The following is a 17,640-nucleotide window of genomic DNA, read 5'->3' on the forward strand; positions in this document are numbered from 1 at the left end:
AGCGCAGCGGAGGGAACCAAAAGCGGTACGCTTTTGGCGTCCGGTTGACCGCCTGGTTAATCGCCGTTCACCACCATGGTTAAGCCTGGAAACCCAGGCCGCATGCCCTCTCCCGAACAACTTGCACCAACTCAACGGATGCGACAGGGACCAGAACGCAAAAGCCGCCGGCCCGATTACCGTTTAAGACGGACGGCCCCGAGACTGGGGCACGCCATGAATACCAATACCGCAGACTATTTTGGCAACCAAACCCGACAGCGAATTTTCCGGCCTTGGCGATCACCAGCATGAGCGGGCTTTGCACCAAACCTGATGCCAAGGCCTTTGCACCGCACCCGCCAAAAACCCACAAAAGCCGGGCCATTAACGCTGCCAGCATGCGCGGTTACGAAATGGAGGCGAAGCCGCAATGTAGTAGGCGTCGCCGTGCCTGGCCTTGTTATGGCTTGATGAATTTAGATTCTTCGAACCCACAGCCAGAACATTTATAATCTCTTTCCTTAGCGCCCATGTCACCAAACGTCGGATGGGGGCGAGTAGATACAATTTGAAATGTCCTATTATTGCACTTGGGACACGACTCGCCAGTGGCGCTCGTAAGGGAGTCCAATTTTTCTTTCATTTCCGCGTTTTCAGATATCAGATCAGCCATCTTCATCTTGGCATCTGCTAGCTCAAGGTTCAGATCTGCAAGAAGATTCTTGAACTCAGCATCTTCAATATTCTTGCTTATTTCTCTGAGTCTTGTCGCCAAGCTTATAGCGGTGGAGACGGTTGTTACCAGATCTGTCATTTTAGATACCCTCTATCGATTACAGCCATAACGCTTTTGTTCAGCGGCGACCTTTTTGCAGCGAAGCGGAGAAAAGGGCGTCCGGTGGAGGGCCGTAGGCCCGGAACAAACTGAAACAAATTGTTAAAACAGCACTCCCACCAATGTTACGGATTCTTGGAAAAAAGCTGCTTGAACAGTCGCTCTGATGCCTGAAGTCCGTCCTCTGTCAAAACAACTGACTTCGCTTTGTTGACGGGATCAGTGATAAATCCTTTTTCGTGAAGCCTATTCATCGAATCCCAATCAAAAGACTTCCATGCGCGAGCACCATCATGCAACGTCAGGTAGAGCAGAGCCAAAACAGTCTCGTCGATTTTGTTCTCATCGATCTCCACGGTGTCACCCCCACTTATGCTAAATCCCAGCGACCAGTTTAGGAAAGGAACTAAACCTCCGCTATAGCTCTTTCAATACGCGCACTGAAGCGGGTGAGTGCTTCTGAATCCAGCTCAACTTTGAATGCTTGAGTCAAAACGAGGGCAACTGCGTCCCGTACGGGCTTCTTGGCTATTGAGGCCGTGGAGATGATGTCCATAGCCTCGTACCTGTAACCCTCGAGGTCGCTCATTGACGACGTGCTTTCTCCTAGTGGATTCCACTGCTGGAGAATTTCTGCGACAGATTCGATTACATGCTCTTTCATAGTACGATTAGTGACTTTTTAACGCTGAGGTAACCGGCGCCGGAGCGCAGCGGAGGGAACCAAAAGCGGTACGCTTTTGGCGTCCGGTTGACCGCCTTGTTAATGGCCGTTCACCACCGTGGTTGAGTCTGGAATCAAAGGCCGCATGCCCTCTCCCGCACAACTTGCACCAACTCGACGGATGGCGAAAGGAACCAGAACGCAAAAGCCGCCAACCCGATTACCGTTTGAGACGGACGACCCCACAACTGGGGCACGCCATGAATACCAACACCGCTCGCCATTGTGGCAACCAAACCAGACAGCGCATTTTCCGGCCTTGGCGATCACCAGAGTGAGCGGGCTTGGCAGCCAACCCCGGTGCCAAGGCCTTTGCACCGCACCAGCAAAAAACTCACAAGCGCCTGGCCGTTAACGCCAGCCAGCATGCGCGGCTACGGAATGGAGGCGAAGCCGCAATGCAGTAGGCGTCGCGTGCCTGGCCTTGTTATGGGCGGCCAACAAAGGTAACCCTGATAATTCCACCGTCAATATCTTCACCCTCAATGGTCTCGATTGCACGGTGCGCTGTCTGATATACCAAAAAGGCATGGCCCATGCTGGGTACACCTCGTGAGACCCACATTAGGGAAACTTCGGCGTAAAAACTGTAAATGAGTGCCCATTTTTTCCCGAGCCAACCAGTGTTTTGCCTAAGCATGATGAGAGACCTTTTCTGCCTCTGGATGTTTAGGGCAAACTGCTTTTTTCTGGCTGCGGGCATATCGAACGACAAACTTCCGCGACCACTGAGTGCAGCCAGAACTTCAGTGTGAGTTTTCGGAATGTCATCTCTCATACGAGAGCCCCATAACAGCTAATTCAATGACAAAAGACATCTATGCAAAATACGCTTATTACAAGCAACCCCAAACACCAACTTAGTTTTCTCTTTTGTCAACAACAAGTTATCTGGCACCAGCAATACCAGCCGGGAAATATGCGTCAAATGTCGCTGATCCCGCAAGGAGCTCGTTCGCTTATCTGCATTTCACTGATACCAACTCTTCCATATTTTTCAGTGGTTTGTAAGACCGTTATATCAAAAACACGAAATTTTGCGACAGATGTCGTATAGCACCACTTTTCATCGTGCAATTACACCAATCAAAATTTAGAGTACTGTATATCCAAACAGCACGGAGGCTATAAGCATGATTCTGGATGTACCACCAAAGCTACCAGAGAACCCAACCCGCTTCATGGATCAGCTTCGCTCTTTGATTCGAAGCCGGAACCTGGCCTACAAAACCGAACAAACCTATTGCCACTGGATCAAACGGTTTATCCGGTTTCATGGCATGCAACACCCCTCCACCTGCGCCACAAAAGAAGTGGAACAATTTCTCTCTCATCTCGCGGTTCAGCGCAACAGCAGTATTAGTACACAGCGAACAGCGCTGAATGCCATCGTATTTCTTTTTCGTGAATTCCTTCAACAACCTCTGGATGAGTTGTCTTTTGAACTAGCAAGAAAACCTCGGCGACTGCCAACGGTGTTTACGCACGACGAAGCCAAAGCTGTGATAAGCAATCTAGAAGGTGCCTCCCAACTAGTGGCACGCCTGATGTATGGCTCAGGACTCCGGATTAACGAAGTGTTGAGGCTTCGAGTAAAAGATATTGATTTTGGCATGCAGCAGATTATTGTTCGCAGCGGCAAAGGCAATAAGGACAGAACAACCCTGCTCCCGGAGTCATTGCTAAAACCACTGGAATTACAGATCGAGCTCTGCCTTGTACAACACAAGCAAGATTTGGCCAGTGGTCATGGTGAGGTTTACATGCCCTCTGCACTAAATCGCAAGTTTCCGGAGGCGGCCAAGGAACCAGCCTGGCAATACCTGTTTCCAGCTGGCAAGCTATCCAAAGATCCACGTAGCAATACCCTGCGTCGACACCATCTGTTGGATCGCAGTGTTCAAAGAGCCATTGGGGCGGCCATTCGAGAAGCCGGCATCTACAAGCAGGCAAACAGTCACGTCCTACGTCACAGCTTTGCAACCAGGCTGCTTGAAGCCGGCTACGACATTCGCACCATCCAGAAGCTACTCGGCCATTCCGATGTCCGTACCACCGAAATCTACACCCATGTTGTCCGTAAAGGCGGCTTTGGTGTGCGCAGCCCGGTGGACGAGGCCTTTTAATAAAGCTCGTCTGTTCTGGCGGCCATGATGAAATCATTTTTGTGCAAACCGCCGATTTTGTGGGTCCACCAGCGCACGGTGGCTTTGCCCCACTCCAGCAAAATCGCGGGGTGATGGTTTTCAGCCTCCGCCAGGTCCGCCACTTTGTTGGTGAAGGCTTGCGCTTCCACAAAGTTCTTGAAGGTGAAGACCCGGCGTAGCTGCTCCTCGCCGTCCACCATCACATCTTCCCAGTCTGGGATCACGCTCAGCAGTTCCTGCTTCTCCTGGCCGGTCACTTTCGGTGCGTCTGAACGGCAGGCTTCACAGGCATGTTGGCTTAGTTTTGTCATGGCTATTTCTCCTCTTCTGGTTACTGTGTCCAGCGTGGGTGGCGTGAGCGGTTTTATCAAGTGGGTAGTTGAAATTCCGCCCTCACAATAATACTGTATATATAAACAGTATTCAGAGATTTCCCCATGAGTGACCTTCTCAGCAGTCTTCTGCAGGATGCCCGCGTATGGCAGGGCCACAAGCATAGAAAAACTACGCAGCCAGCAGAGCCGACAGGCTATCAGGTTCTGGATAATCAACTGGGCGGCCTGGGTTGGCCCCGGGGCGCGTTGAGCGAATGCCTGCTGGATGCCCTCGGCATTGGTGAGTTGCACCTTGTTTTGCCATTAATGCAGCGCTTGTCTGAGCAGGGCAAGACCGTTTTCTGGCTGAACCCGCCACACACGCCCTATGCCCCTGCCCTGGCCCGGGAAGGCGTGAATCTGGACCATCTGGTGGTGATCAGCACAGACGATCAGGGCGATTTCCTGTGGACACTTGAAAACTGCCTGCGTTCACCGGTAACCGGTTTGGTGCTCGCCTGGCCTGGCAAGCTTGCCAGCCGGGATATCCGGCGGCTACAGCTGGCATCAGAAGCCGGCGGCAATGTGTGCGTGCTGTTCCGTAGCCGCCGGCAGGCGGATCAAAACTCACCTGCGGCTTTGCGCCTGGAACTGGTGCCAGGGGATCACCAGGACCTCAAAGTAAACATCATCAAGCGCCGTGGCAGCTGGCCTGGCCAGCGTTGTTCCCTGGCGTTAGGGCACCGGGCAGACATCACCACTCAGGATTCATCCCGTGTGGTTCAGGGGCCATGGCCCCGCTCGCAAGGGTAAGCTGCATGCTCTGGCTTTACCTGCACTTCCCGCATTTGCTGCTTGACCACATCCACCGGAATCAGCCATCCACAGGAGCCCTGGCGATTGTGGACGGTGCCGGGCATACCGTGGTTCAGGCCTGCCCAAACGCCAGGGATCTTGGTATTGAAGCTGGTATGCGCCTGAAGACTGCCCTGGGCCTGGCACCAGAACTGAGTATCATGCGTACCGAAGCCAGGCAGGAAGCCTGGCTTTTGGAAGACCAGGCGCGCTGGCTATATCGCTATGCAGCACACATTACCCTCTCACCGCCAGACGGTATCTGGGCAGAAGTCAGCAGCCTGCAGAAACTGTATGGCGGTTTGCCTTCTATCTGGCAAACCGTGGAGCAGGCGCTGGCCGAACGTAAACTGAACGCCTGGGTCGCCATTGGCCATACGCCCCTGGCCGCACAATTACTGGCCCGGGCCGGCAAAGGGGAATGCACGGCAGACAAACGCCACATTCTTACATCGGTGGGAAGCCTGCCCTTGCCAGCCACAGGGTTTGATGAAAAGTCCTGCACCCGTTTACAACGCCTGGGGCTGAACACCCTGGCAGAAGTGTTTGCCCTGCCCCCCACAGAGCTGGCCCGGCGACTGTCACCAGAACTGCTGGCCATGGTCCAGAAAATCCAGGGTACCCGGCCAGACCCAAAAGCCCCCTGGCAACCCCCCTACAGCTTCCGGCAAAAAGCCGACTTCATTCACGAAGTGGAGCACACCGAGGGGCTGCTGTTCTCACTACAGCGGATTCTGTCAGAACTGGAAGAAGACCTGTGCTGGCGCCAGCAAGACACGGATACCCTGTTACTGATTCTGCAACACCGGCATCAGCAAGCCACCCGTTTACGCATTCGCACCACCGGGCCAGAACACCGGGCCGAGACGTTTCTGAAACTGATACGCCTGAAGCTGGACCAACACCCCCTGAGCGCACCCGTCACCGGCCTGATTCTGGCAGTCAAACGCTTCACCGGCCGGGAGGCCCCCGTAGGCCGGGATCTGTTGGGCGAAACGGAAGACCTGGACGAAGCCTGGCACACGCTGATCAGCCGCCTGCAGGCACGCCTGGGCGAACAGTCCCTGAAACGGCTTGCGGCCAGGGCTGATCACCGGCCCGAGTGTGCCTGGTCTGCCAGCAATCCGGGCAAACCCGGTAAACCCCGGCCACAGGCTTCAGTGACCCTGCCCCGGCGCCCCTTGTGGCTCCTGAAGGCTCCCCGGCCTCTGGCTCAGCCCCCGGAGACCTGGCATTCCGGCCCGGAGCGCATCAGCGGTGGCTGGTGGGATGGCCAGCGGGTTCACCGGGATTACTACATCGCCCAGTTGCCGGGCGGCGAACTGGCCTGGGTGTTCCGGGACGTTCAGGGTGGCTGGTTCATACACGGATGGTTTGGCTGATGACTACCGGCTACGCAGAGTTGTTCTGCTTCAGCAATTTCACTTTTCTGACCGGGGCTTCACACCCCCACGAGCTGGCCGAACGTGCCCTGGAACTGGGCTACAACGCTATCGCCATCACCGATGCCTGCTCCGTTGCCGGCATTCCCAGAGCCTGGGCTGCTCTGAAAGACAGCCCGGTAAAGCTGATTACCGGCAGCTGGTTTGAACTGGAGGATGCTCCGGCCGGTGCGGCCACGCCCCGCTTCATCCTGCTGGCCCAGTCCCGCAAGGGCTACGGCCAGCTGTGCCAGTTGATCACCACCGGCCGGCGCCGGGCAGAGAAAGGCCAATATCAGCTGTTTACCCGGGATATCGAAACCCAAGAGCTGGATAACTGCCTCTGCCTGTGGCTACCACCGGCATCGTCGGCTGCCAGCTACGAGCAAGCCGAGGCTTGTGGCGAATGGTTGCAACGGTTGTTTGAGCAACGCCTGCGCATTGGCGCAACCCGCACCCTGGAAGCGGGCGAAGAGCAACAGCTGGCTCGTGTACGCAAGCTGGCCGATCAGCTCAAACTTGCCATTGCCGCAACCGGCGAAGTACACATGCATGCCAGGGAGCGCCAGCCCCTGCAAGATGTACTCACGGCACTGCGCCATCACTCCACGGTCGAAAACGCCGGCCACTGCCTGTTCCAGAACGGCGAGCGTTACCTGCGGCCGCTCCCGGTACTGCAACGCCTGTTCCCCCAAGCCTGGCTTCAGGAAACCGTCAACATTGCCAACAGCTGCCGTTTCGAGCCCGGCAGCCTGCGCTATGAATACCCGCCTGACCTTGTACCGAAGGGCGAAACCCCGGCGGCCTACCTCCAACGCCTGACCCGGGACGGCGAACGCCGCCGCTACCCCGAGGGCACGCCTATGAAGGTGCAGGCATTAATCCGCAAAGAGCTGGGTCTGATCTCGGAGCTCAACTATGAGCATTACTTCCTCACCATCCACGACATCGTGGCCTTTGCTCGCGGCCGCGGTATCTTGTGCCAGGGGCGAGGATCGGCCGCCAACTCGGCCGTCTGTTACTGCCTGGGCATCACCGAAGTGAACCCCGCCAAGGTGGAGCTGCTGTTCGAACGTTTCATCTCGAAAGACCGGGACGAGCCACCGGACATCGATGTGGATTTTGAGCACCAACGGCGGGAAGAAGTCATCCAGTACATCTATCAACGTTATGGCCGGGAACGGGCGGCCCTGGCGGCAACGGTTATCCGCTACCGCCCCCGCAGCGCCATCCGCGATGTCGGCAAGGCGCTGGGATTCGATACAGCTCTGGTAGAAAAACTGCTCGATGGCATCGACTGGCGCGACAAGGCCACCAACTGGCGGCAGCAGATTCTGGATAAAGGGCTCACCCGAAACCCGAAAGTAGCAGACCAATTCTTTACCCTGGTCAACACGATACTGGGTTTCCCCCGGCACCTGTCCCAGCATGTGGGTGGGTTTGTGATCAGTGCCGGACCATTGGCTGAATTGGTGCCGGTAGAAAACGCTGCCATGGAAGGTCGTACCGTGATCCAATGGGACAAAGACGACCTGGAAAGCCTGGGATTGATGAAGGTGGATGTACTGGCCCTGGGCATGCTCACCGCCATCCGCAAGGCGCTGGCATTGATCAGCGAGGAAAAGGGCCAAACCTTCACCATCCAGGATGTGCCCCAGGAAGATCCGGCCACCTACGCCATGCTACAAAAAGGCGACAGCATCGGCGTGTTCCAGGTGGAATCCCGGGCCCAGATCAACATGCTCCCGCGTCTGAAACCGGAAACCTATTATGACCTGGTGATCGAAGTCGCCATCGTCCGCCCCGGCCCTATTCAGGGCGACATGGTGCACCCTTACCTACGCCGAAAACACGGCCTGGAAGCGGTGGACTACCCGAACGACGCCGTCCGCCAGGTGCTGGAGCGCACCCTGGGCGTGCCGATCTTCCAGGAGCAGGTCATTAAACTGGCCATGGTGGCGGCAGGCTTCAGCGCCGGCGAAGCCGATAAACTGCGCCGCGCCATGGCCGCCTGGAAACCCCACGGCGACCTCACCCCGTTCCGGGACAAACTGATCAGCGGCATGCTGGAACGGGGGCACGACCCGGATTTTGCCGAGCGGTTATACCAGCAAATCTGCGGTTTCGGCGGCTACGGCTTTCCGGAATCCCATGCCGCCAGCTTCGCCTTGCTGGTGTACGTCTCCGCCTGGATCAAACGCCACCACCCAGCCGCCTTCTACTGCGCCCTACTCAACAGCCAGCCCATGGGGTTCTACACCCCAAGCCAGTTGGTACAGGATGCCCAGCGCCACCAGGTAACCGTGCTGCCACCGGATGTGAACCACAGCGCCTGGGAACATACCCTGCAAGGCAAGGAAAAACACCTGCGCCTCGGCCTCAGAATCATACAGGGCCTGTCGTCCAGCGGTGCCGAACGCATCCACCAGAACCGCCCCGCAAACGGCTACCAAAGCGCCGCCGAACTGCGCACCCGTGCCGGCCTCAACCAGCGCGACATGGAACTCCTCGCCGGCGCCAACGCCATGCCCAGCTTCACCAGCAACCGCCACCAGGCTTACTGGCAGTTACTCGAACACGAAGAACCGGCAGAACTCTTCGCCCACGAAGCCATGGCCGATTACACCCCGGAGCCCTGCCGCCTGCTCCCCGAACCCACCGAAGGCCAGAATGTACTGGCCGACTACAGCAGCCAGGGCCTGACCCTGCAAAGACATCCCCTAGCCCTGCTCCGCGAACAAGGCCACCTGCGCTACTGCCTCACCGCCGACCAACTCAAAACCACCCGCCCCGGCATCCCCGTACAAGTAGCCGGCCTGGTCACCGGCCGCCAACGCCCCGGCACCGCCTCCGGCGTTACCTTCGTCACCCTCGAAGACGAAACCGGCAACGTCAACGTCGTCGTCTGGCTAGACACCGCCCGCCGCCAACGCAAACCGTTACTCACCGCCCGGTTGTTACATGTGAAGGGAATTATCGAAAAAGAGGGGGATATCGTGCACGTGATGGCCGGAAAGCTGTCTGACCTGAGCCACCTGATTAACGCGTTACCGGTTAGTTCCAGAGATTTTCACTGAACAGCCAAAACACCAAAAAGCACATTTTTCGCCATTCTTGATGCTGACAACTCGGAGCTTGGAGGCAGCGGTGGGGTGGGGCCTTCCAAAAATGTGCGGAGCCATGGATGGCGGAGCAGAAGCGCCACAGGGACGTGCCGAAGGAGCGGTTTTTGGAAGGCCCCACCCCACCGCTGCCCGCCCTAAAACTAGCAGGCTAAAAAAAGAAAACCCCGCCGAAGCAGGGTTCTCTCAATACAGCAGTGAACAACAATCAGCCAAGCAGCTTGATCATCACACCCGCTGCCACCGCAGAGCCGATAACACCAGCCACGTTCGGGCCCATAGCGTGCATCAGCAGGAAGTTCTGCGGGTTTGCCTCCAGGCCAACCTTGTTGGATACCCGCGCCGCCATCGGCACCGCAGACACCCCGGCAGAACCGATCAACGGGTTGATCGCTTCCTTGGTCACCTTATTCATCAACTTGGCCATCAAAATACCGGCAGCTGTACCAACCGCAAAGGCCACCATGCCCAGCACCAGGATACCCAGAGTCTGGCCATCCAGGAACTTGTCCGCTACCAGCTTGGCGCCAACAGACAGACCCAGGAAGATGGTCACAATGTTGATCAGCGCGTTCTGGGCCGTGTCGCTCAAACGCTCAACCACGCCACACTCACGCATCAGGTTACCGAAGCAGAACATACCCAGCAGCGGAGCCGCATCCGGCAGGAACAGAACCACCGCGATCAGTACCACGATCGGGAAGATGATCTTCTCTTTCTTGCTCACCGGGCGCAGCTGCGACATCTTGATGGCGCGCTCTTTCTGAGTGGTCAAAGCCTTCATGATCGGCGGCTGGATCATCGGCACCAGCGCCATGTAGGCGTAGGCAGAGACCGCGATAGCACCCAGCAGATGCGGAGCCAGAACGCTTGATACGTAGATCGACGTCGGGCCGTCCGCACCACCAATGATACCGATGGCTGCTGCTTCAAGAATGGTGAACTCCAGAACACCGGTCCAGTCCAGCAGCGCCGCGCCGATCACGGTACCGAAGATACCGAACTGAGCGGCAGCGCCAAGCAGCAGCGTCTTCGGGTTAGCCAGCAGCGGGCCAAAATCGGTCATCGCGCCAACACCCATGAAGATCAGCAGCGGGCCAACGGTAGAACCGATAATCACCATGTAGAAGCTGTGCAGCATCCCGTGGCTGTAACCAAGGCTCTGAGCAATGGAATCCGCGGCACTCACCGTGCCGTAGCCAGCGGACTCATAAGCTTCCTTGAAGGCCGCTTTCACCTCGGGGGTGACAGTCTGGCCAGCCTGATAGGCCACATCCAGAGTGCTCGCCAAAGCCGCATACACTTCCGGCTTCGCAAAATGGATGGCGTTCTCAGCCGCAGACAAAGCAAGCCCTGCCTCCGGAATATTCGCCAAAATGCCGCCGAACCCGATGGGTACCAGAAGCAATGGCTCAAACTTCTTGTTGATCGCAAGATAGAGAAGCACAAGGCCGACGATGATCATCACCAGCTGGCCCGGCTCTATGTTGAACAGGCCACTACCTGTCCACAACGTCAATAACTTTTCCATGGAATGCTGGCCCTTATCCGATTGTCAGCATTTCATCATCAACGGAGACGGCGTCCCCCTCCTTGATGAAGACTTCACCGATGGTACCGGCCTTGGGTGCGCGAACCTCGGTTTCCATTTTCATGGCTTCGAGGATAATCAGCACATCGCCCTCTTCCACGGTGTCACCCGGAGAAACGTGAACCTTCCAGATGTTGCCGCCCAAAGGTGCCACCACAGGCTCGCCCTCACCGGCAGCCGGAGCTGCAGCAGCGGCAGGCGCAGAAGCGCCACCCTGGCCTTCAATCTGGCTGATCTCGCCACCTTCGTTAACAGCAACCACGTACTTCTTGCCGTTAACTTCCACGGTGTAAGTCTCAGGGCCAGCGGCCTTTTTGGCGGGGGCAACGTCATCGGCACTCGGTACCGGCTCAAACGCATCCGGGTTACCGCGGTTTTCCAGGAACTTCAGGCCAATCTGCGGGAACAGGGCGTAGGTCAGAACGTCGTCAACTTCCTGCCCGGCCAGTTTGATGCCCTTCTCTTTGGCGATGTCCTTCAGCTCAGCGGTCAGCTTGTCCATTTCCGGTTCAAGCACATCCGCCGGGCGGCAAGTCATCACTTCCTTGCCATCCAGAACGCGATCCTGCAATTCTTTGTTCATGGGTGCCGGCGCTGCGCCGTACTCACCCTTCAGGATTGCAGCCGTTTCCTTGGAGATGGACTTGTAACGCTCGCCGGTCAGAACATTCAGTACCGCCTGAGTACCGACAATCTGAGAGGTTGGGGTCACCAGCGGGATGAAGCCCAGGTCTTCGCGAACCTTGGGAATTTCTTCCAGAACCTGGTCAAACTTGTCGCTGGCGTTCTGCTCACGCAACTGGTTTTCCATGTTGGTCAGCATGCCGCCCGGAACCTGGGCAATCAGGATACGGGAATCGGTTCCACGGAGGCTGCCTTCAAATTTGGCGTACTTCTTACGCACTTCGCGGAAATAAGCGGCAATTTCTTCCAGCAGGTTCAGGTCCAGGCCGGTGTCACGGTCGGTACCTTCCAGAATGGCCACCACTGCCTCAGTGGGCGAGTGGCCGTAGGTCATACTCATGGAGGAGATCGCCGTATCCACGTTATCAATACCGGCTTCCGCAGCCTTGATAGCGGTGGCGGTAGACATACCGGTGGTGGCGTGGCACTGCATGTGGATCGGGATATCCAGCTCTTTCTTCAGACGACTGACCAGCTCATACGCTACGTAAGGCTTGAGAATGCCCGCCATGTCTTTGATGGCGATGGAATCGGCACCCATATCCGCGACTTCTTTCGCCAGCTCAACCCACATGTCGATGGTGTGCACCGGGCTGGTGGTGTAGGCAATGGTACCCTGGGCATGCTTGCCGGTTTTACGAACCGCCTTGATGGCGCGGTCCATGTTACGAGGATCATTCATCGCGTCGAAAATACGGAATACGTCAACACCGTTTTCGGCCGCACGCTCACAGAAACGGTCAACCACATCATCCGCGTAATGGCGATAGCCCAACAGGTTCTGACCACGCAACAGCATCTGCTGTTGGGTATTGGGCATGGCTTTTTTCAGCTCGCGGATGCGCTCCCATGGGTCTTCGCCCAGGTAACGGATACAGGAATCAAAGGTAGCACCACCCCAGGATTCCAGTGACCAGAAACCGACTTTGTCGAGTTTCTCGGCAATGGGCAGCATGTCATCAAGCCGCATACGGGTGGCAAGCAGGGATTGGTGGGCGTCACGCAGAATTACGTCCGTAATCCCCAGCGGTTTCTTGGTATCAGTCATCGTGTCAGCCTTCTGTTAAAAGGTTCTAATCGTGCAACGGGTCACTTCTTGTGGCGTGCCCGGTATTGTGCAATCGCCTTCTTGATGGCCTCGGCGGTGTCAGGATCAACCGACGCGGGCGCCTTCGGCTTGGCACGTGGCGTTTTGGCCGGGGTTGCCGGCTCTGGCGGCGCAAACCGTCCAATGAGTTTGGACATGAGCAGTGTCGCGAATACCAGAATAACCAGGAATGCGAACACAAAGCCCATACCAGCAATCATCAACTCGACGGCTTGTGACATCAGCTCATTCATATCGAATAGCTACCTGTATTGATTTGTGTGATTTCCCCGCTTCGCCGCCTTCAGCCGTCAGACCAAAGTCTAATGGCTGGAACGAACAAATCGGGAGGCAAAATCCTGCGTAATTTACCGTTTTCATTGATCAGGAGCAACCTGAAGTAAACATTTCTATAGGGACTTTCCGAGCTTCCTGGCCTGATCTGACACTCACCCGACCGGTCTTCAACAACCGGAATCAAGCATAACGAACCCTGATTTTGCGGCCTTTGACCTTACCTTTCTCAAGCCGGGCCAAAGCTTTATCTGCCCAGGCTTCATCAACGGCCACAAAACACTGGAAATCGAACAGATCTATTTTTCCCACTGCCGTACCCGGAATACCCGCATCCCCGGTCAAGGCGCCCAGCACGTCGCCCGGGCGCACTTTGTCTTTTCGGCCACCGGCCAGGCACAGGGTTTTCATTGCAGGGCGTACCGGGCGTAATGTTTGCGCCAGCAGACTTTCGGAATCACCCCAGACAACAGACTCCCCCCGAGCAGCTTCAAGCCGCGAGACTTTATGGCCCTGGCTGGGCGCGCACAGAGTAATCGCGTGCCCCTGTTCACCGGCACGCCCGGTACGGCCAATGCGATGGGTGTGTACTTCCGGGTCGCGGGCAGGCTCCGCATTGATCACCAGGGGCAACGCTTTGATATCCAGACCACGAGCAGCCACATCGGTGGCGACCATGACCGTGCAGCTCTGATTGGCGAATTTGACCAACGTGCTGTCCCTGTCTTTCTGCTCGAGATCCCCATGCAGTGACATAGCAGCAAAGCCGAGCGCCTCAAGCGCCTGCGCCAGCTCGTCGCAATCCCGCTTGGTCGTGCAGAAAACCAGAGAAGATACTGGCTGATACTCAGACAACAAGGCTGCCACTGCCCGAACTTTCTGGTCTGGCGATATTTCGTAGAACACCTCTGAAATACTGCTGGTAGCCTCTTCTGCCTCGATCCTGACATCCACTGGCTCAACCTGGAAGCGCTCGCTCATGGCCCGGATCGGTTCTGGCCAGGTTGCGGAAAACAGGAGGGTTTGCCGGGCTTTCGGTGTTTGCTCAAGAATGGACAACACCACCTCTTCAAACCCCATATCCAGCATTCGGTCTGCTTCGTCCAACACCAGCGTGTTCACGCGGTCCAGGGTCAGCGTGCCCTTGCGCAGGTGGTCATCAACCCTGCCCGGCGTGCCCACCACGATATGGGCGCCATGGCTGAGCGAGCCGATCTGGGGCCCTATGGGAACACCCCCACAAAGCGTGAGTACTTTTACGTTGTCTTGCGCCCGCGCCAGCTCTCTCAGAGCCTTGGCCACCTGATCAGCCAGCTCCCGGGTCGGGCACAGCACCAACGCCTGCACCGCAAACTGCTTTGGCTTCAGGCGCTCCACCAGTGGAATGCCGAAAGCAGCCGTTTTGCCACTGCCTGTCTGCGCCATGGCAATCACATCCTTGCCGGCCAGGGCTGGCGGCAATGCCTTGACCTGTATGCCAGTTGGCTGCTCAAAACCCAACCGCTGCAGATTTGCCTGCATGGCCTGAGAAAGCCCCAGCTCTTTAAAAGAAGACATAGAAAAATCCACGAGGTAAATGTTTGTGGGTTATTGCGGGAATAACGTCGGCGTATACTAGAGGTTCATAATATGCAGTTTATCACGAATCCACGGAGTCACTGATGGCGTCTTTGCAGGAACAACTACTCAAGGCCGGGCTGGCCGACGAAAAGAAAGCCAAAAGCATACGAAACGAAAAACGCAAGCAACGCAAGCAGCAACCCAAAGGTGCGGTCCAGGTGAATGAAGCCGAGGAACGCGCTCGCCAGGCTCGCCTTGAAAAGGCCGAGCGTGACCGCCAGCTGAACCTGGAACGGCAAAAGGAGGCGGAAAAGAAAGCTATTCAGGCACAGATCCGACAGCTGATTGAAACCAACCGACTGGATCGCAGCCGGGGCGAAACGTCTTACCAGTTTGTCGACGGAAAGAAGATCAAGAAAATCCTGGTGGATGACACCATGGTCGACCAGCTCTCCCGCGGCCGGCTTGCGATTGTGGCAATTGACGACAACTACGAAGTGGTCCCAGACAAAGTAGCCCGTAAGATTATGGAGCGAGACGAAACCGCCGTGATTTCGATGCACGATCGCAAGCAGGATGATGCCGGAGAGGACGACCCTTACGCAGGGTATGAGATTCCGGATGATTTGATGTGGTAACAGAAATAAAAAACCCCGCTCAAAGCGGGGTTTTTTATTTAATATGGCGCGGCTGGGAGGATTAGGCGGGCCTTCGGCCCTTCCCCTTCGGGGCCGCCGTCGCGTTGCTCCGGCGTTCCTTACCCCACTTCGTGGGGTTCGGTCGAACCTCTATCGGTTCAAATCCTCCCAGCCATACAACGCAAAACGCCCCAGCTGTGGGGTGCACAAACTGAGGCGTTTTGACTTTAATATGGCGCGGCTGGGAGGATTCGAACCTCCGACCGCCTGGTTCGTAGCCAGGTACTCTATCCAGCTGAGCTACAGCCGCTTAAAACAGGTTTGCGATAGTGGCGCGGCTGGGAGGATTCGAACCTCCGACCGCCTGGTTCGTAGCCAGGTACTCTATCCAGCTGAGCTACAGCCGCGCATCTTTCGCATTGGTTGAATGCTGATTCAACCTGTTCTCGTTTCCCAAAAGGAAATGGCGGAGAGGGAGGGATTCGAACCCTCGGTACGATTGCTCGTACGGTTCCTTAGCAGGGAACTGGTTTCAGCCACTCACCCACCTCTCCTTGAGAACGGGGCGTATACTACCATAATTTTTCTGTTTTCATAGGGTTGACACGAGTTTTTTCTACTCGATTTTCCCCACCATCAAAAAAGCCGCTCAGGTTTCCCGTGAGCGGCTTTTTATTGATCAACGATTGCCCGGTTCCGGCTCGTCTGAGCCTTTTTCGGACTGAATCCGCTGATAGATTTCTTCACGGTGAACCGCGACGTCTTTGGGCGCGTTAACACCGATACGTACCTGGTTCCCCTTCACTCCCAGAACGGTAACGGTAATCTCGTCACCGATCATCAGAGTTTCGCCAACACGGCGGGTCAAAATCAACATATCCCTTTCTCCCTATTCCAAACCAACCTGTTCCGACAACAGAATGTTGTACTTATAGCTTTTATAAAGAGATCACCGATCATACTAAAGACGCAATAATACTTATACCCCTTCGCATCTCGATAGCTATTATCAATGACTCAAAAAGGCGCGCTTGCGAGCATCCTGCTGTTAAGCGCCCTCGTCCACCCCGGCCTGATCCAGCTCGAATGCACTGTGCAGTGCACGAACCGCCAGCTCGAGATACTTCTCATCGATCACCACCGAAATCTTGATTTCCGAGGTGGAGATCATCTGAATATTAATACCTTCTTTGGACAGCGCCTCAAACATTTTAGTTGCCACGCCAGCATGCGAGCGCATGCCTACGCCCACAATGCTCACTTTCGCAATCTTGCTGTCGCCACCCACTTCGCCAGCGCCAATTTCGCTGGAGATACCACGCAGAACTTCCTGGGCCCGTTTGAAGTCGTTACGGTGAACAGTGAAGGTGAACGCGGTTTTATTATCTTCGCCCACGTTCTGCACAATCATGTCCACTTCAATATTGGCATCGCTGACCGGCTTCAGAATCCGCAGGGCGCTGCCCGGGGTATCGGGTACACCGGAAATGGTCAGTTTGGCTTCATCACGATTGAAAGCAATGCCGGAAACAACCGGTTGTTCCATGGCGTTCTCATCCTCAAAAGTAATCAGGGTGCCCTCACCTTCCTGGAAGCTGGAAAGCACTCTTAATGGAACATTGTATTTACCTGCAAATTCGACGGCGCGAATCTGGAGCACTTTCGAGCCCAGGCTGGCCATCTCGAGCATTTCTTCAAATGTAATACGATCGAGCCGGCGAGCGCTGTCTACCACCCGCGGGTCGGTTGTATAAACACCGTCCACATCCGTGTAGATCTGACACTCGTCAGCCTTCAGGGCAGCCGCCAGTGCCACCGCGGTAGTGTCTGAACCACCGCGACCGAGCGTAGTGATGTTGCCGTGCTCATCAATACCCTGGAAGCCCGCAACAACCACTACCCGGCCGGCTTCCAGATCTTCACGCATGCGCTGCTCATCAATCTGCTTGATCCGCGCCTTGGTGTGACTGCTATCCGTCAGGATCCGCACCTGTGAGCCGGTGTAAGACCGGGCATCACAGCCACGCTTCTGCAGCGCCATAGACAACAACGCGATGGTCACCTGCTCACCGGTAGACACCAGTACGTCCATTTCCCGGGGTACCGGATCTTCCATAATGTCGTTGGCCAGGGCGATCAGCCGGTTGGTTTCTCCGCTCATGGCCGAGACCACAACCACCACATCGTGCCCGTCTTTACGGAACTGACACACTTTGTCAGCCACCGCCTCAATCCGCTCGGTTGTACCAACGGACGTACCACCAAATTTCTGAACCAACAGAGCCATGTTTTGCCAAACTCCGAACCGGGGACTCAAAGCGGAACACCGATTGCCCGCCCATCAAATAAAGCGGGCGGAATTATAAACCTCCGCCCGCGTCCAAAA

15 protein-coding genes and 3 tRNA genes are annotated in these 17,640 nt (G+C 56.2%); 5 read left to right on the forward strand and 13 right to left on the reverse strand.

Translation table 11 applies throughout. The annotated features are described in order from the left end of the window. Positions 1–442: 442 nt before the first annotated feature. The 3 genes from FIV08_RS11315 to FIV08_RS11325 form a co-directional block, all read right to left on the reverse strand. Complete coding sequence (locus FIV08_RS11315; RefSeq protein WP_072678507.1) at positions 443–796, reverse strand: hypothetical protein; 354 nt, start codon at positions 794–796, stop codon at positions 443–445. Between the two features lie 146 nt (positions 797–942). Beyond that, positions 943–1,173 (reverse strand): DUF6429 family protein, encoded by a 231-nt coding sequence (locus FIV08_RS11320; protein WP_152438375.1) that lies wholly within the window; start codon positions 1,171–1,173, stop codon positions 943–945. Between the two features lie 50 nt (positions 1,174–1,223). After that, complete coding sequence (locus FIV08_RS11325; RefSeq protein WP_152438376.1) at positions 1,224–1,406, reverse strand: hypothetical protein; 183 nt, start codon at positions 1,404–1,406, stop codon at positions 1,224–1,226. Between the two features lie 1,268 nt (positions 1,407–2,674). Between FIV08_RS11325 and FIV08_RS11330 the strand changes: the two genes are divergently transcribed. Further along, positions 2,675–3,667: an integron integrase gene (locus tag FIV08_RS11330; protein ID WP_152438377.1), complete on the forward strand. Its 993-nt coding sequence runs from the start codon at positions 2,675–2,677 to the stop codon at positions 3,665–3,667. On the opposite strand, the gene FIV08_RS11335 is transcribed toward FIV08_RS11330, so the two are convergent. After that, positions 3,664–3,999 carry a 4a-hydroxytetrahydrobiopterin dehydratase gene (locus FIV08_RS11335; RefSeq protein WP_061332708.1) on the reverse strand — a complete coding sequence of 112 codons (336 nt, stop codon included), beginning with the start codon at positions 3,997–3,999 and terminating at the stop codon, positions 3,664–3,666. The two genes, FIV08_RS11330 and FIV08_RS11335, sit on opposite strands and share 4 nt — an antisense overlap. A 126-nt stretch (positions 4,000–4,125) precedes the next feature. On the opposite strand from FIV08_RS11335, the gene imuA reads away from it, so the two are divergent. Genes imuA through FIV08_RS11350 form a run of 3 tightly spaced genes read left to right on the forward strand, consistent with a single transcriptional unit; the run spans position 4,126 to position 9,355 of the window. Next, positions 4,126–4,815, forward strand: coding sequence for a translesion DNA synthesis-associated protein ImuA (imuA, locus tag FIV08_RS11340; protein ID WP_152438378.1), 690 nt, complete (start codon positions 4,126–4,128; stop codon positions 4,813–4,815). Positions 4,816–4,820: 5 nt separating this feature from the next. Beyond that, positions 4,821–6,239: a Y-family DNA polymerase gene (locus FIV08_RS11345; protein ID WP_152438379.1), complete on the forward strand. Its 1,419-nt coding sequence runs from the start codon at positions 4,821–4,823 to the stop codon at positions 6,237–6,239. Further along, a complete protein-coding gene (locus FIV08_RS11350; RefSeq protein WP_152438380.1) occupies positions 6,239–9,355 on the forward strand; it encodes an error-prone DNA polymerase in 3,117 nt (1,038 codons plus the stop codon). Before FIV08_RS11345 ends, FIV08_RS11350 begins: the two co-directional genes overlap by 1 nt. 253 nt (positions 9,356–9,608) lie before the next feature. Here the strand turns inward: FIV08_RS11350 and FIV08_RS11355 are convergent, their stop codons facing one another. The 4 genes from FIV08_RS11355 to dbpA form a co-directional block, all read right to left on the reverse strand. After that, positions 9,609–10,931, reverse strand: a complete 1,323-nt coding sequence (locus FIV08_RS11355; RefSeq protein ID WP_058090296.1) for a sodium ion-translocating decarboxylase subunit beta — start codon at positions 10,929–10,931, stop codon at positions 9,609–9,611. Between the two features lie 13 nt (positions 10,932–10,944). After that, the gene (oadA, locus tag FIV08_RS11360) at positions 10,945–12,723 is read right to left on the reverse strand and encodes a sodium-extruding oxaloacetate decarboxylase subunit alpha (protein WP_152438381.1); all 1,779 of its coding nucleotides are present in this window, start codon (positions 12,721–12,723) and stop codon (positions 10,945–10,947) included. 41 nt (positions 12,724–12,764) lie between these two features. Further along, the gene (locus FIV08_RS11365) at positions 12,765–13,016 is read right to left on the reverse strand and encodes an OadG family protein (protein WP_138435533.1); all 252 of its coding nucleotides are present in this window, start codon (positions 13,014–13,016) and stop codon (positions 12,765–12,767) included. 223 nt (positions 13,017–13,239) lie between these two features. Continuing rightward, positions 13,240–14,613 carry an ATP-dependent RNA helicase DbpA gene (gene dbpA, locus FIV08_RS11370; protein ID WP_152438382.1) on the reverse strand — a complete coding sequence of 458 codons (1,374 nt, stop codon included), beginning with the start codon at positions 14,611–14,613 and terminating at the stop codon, positions 13,240–13,242. Between the two features lie 104 nt (positions 14,614–14,717). On the opposite strand from dbpA, the gene FIV08_RS11375 reads away from it, so the two are divergent. After that, positions 14,718–15,254: a DUF2058 domain-containing protein gene (locus tag FIV08_RS11375; RefSeq protein WP_152438383.1), complete on the forward strand. Its 537-nt coding sequence runs from the start codon at positions 14,718–14,720 to the stop codon at positions 15,252–15,254. A gap of 233 nt (positions 15,255–15,487) precedes the next feature. Here the strand turns inward: FIV08_RS11375 and FIV08_RS11380 are convergent. From FIV08_RS11380 to FIV08_RS11400, 5 genes are all read right to left on the reverse strand, one after another. Beyond that, a tRNA-Arg gene (locus tag FIV08_RS11380) sits at positions 15,488–15,564 on the reverse strand. Between the two features lie 20 nt (positions 15,565–15,584). Continuing rightward, a tRNA-Arg gene (locus tag FIV08_RS11385) sits at positions 15,585–15,661 on the reverse strand. A 57-nt stretch (positions 15,662–15,718) separates the two neighbouring features. Then, positions 15,719–15,808, reverse strand: a tRNA-Ser gene (locus FIV08_RS11390). Positions 15,809–15,933: 125 nt separating this feature from the next. Then, complete coding sequence (gene csrA / locus FIV08_RS11395) at positions 15,934–16,131, reverse strand: carbon storage regulator CsrA (RefSeq protein WP_022989559.1); 198 nt, start codon at positions 16,129–16,131, stop codon at positions 15,934–15,936. Positions 16,132–16,302: 171 nt separating this feature from the next. Further along, the gene (locus tag FIV08_RS11400) at positions 16,303–17,541 is read right to left on the reverse strand and encodes an aspartate kinase (protein ID WP_152438384.1); all 1,239 of its coding nucleotides are present in this window, start codon (positions 17,539–17,541) and stop codon (positions 16,303–16,305) included. Between the last annotated feature and the right edge of the window lie 99 nt (positions 17,542–17,640).

This window comes from Marinobacter sp. THAF197a (assembly GCF_009363275.1).
Lineage (GTDB): Bacteria > Pseudomonadota > Gammaproteobacteria > Pseudomonadales > Oleiphilaceae > Marinobacter.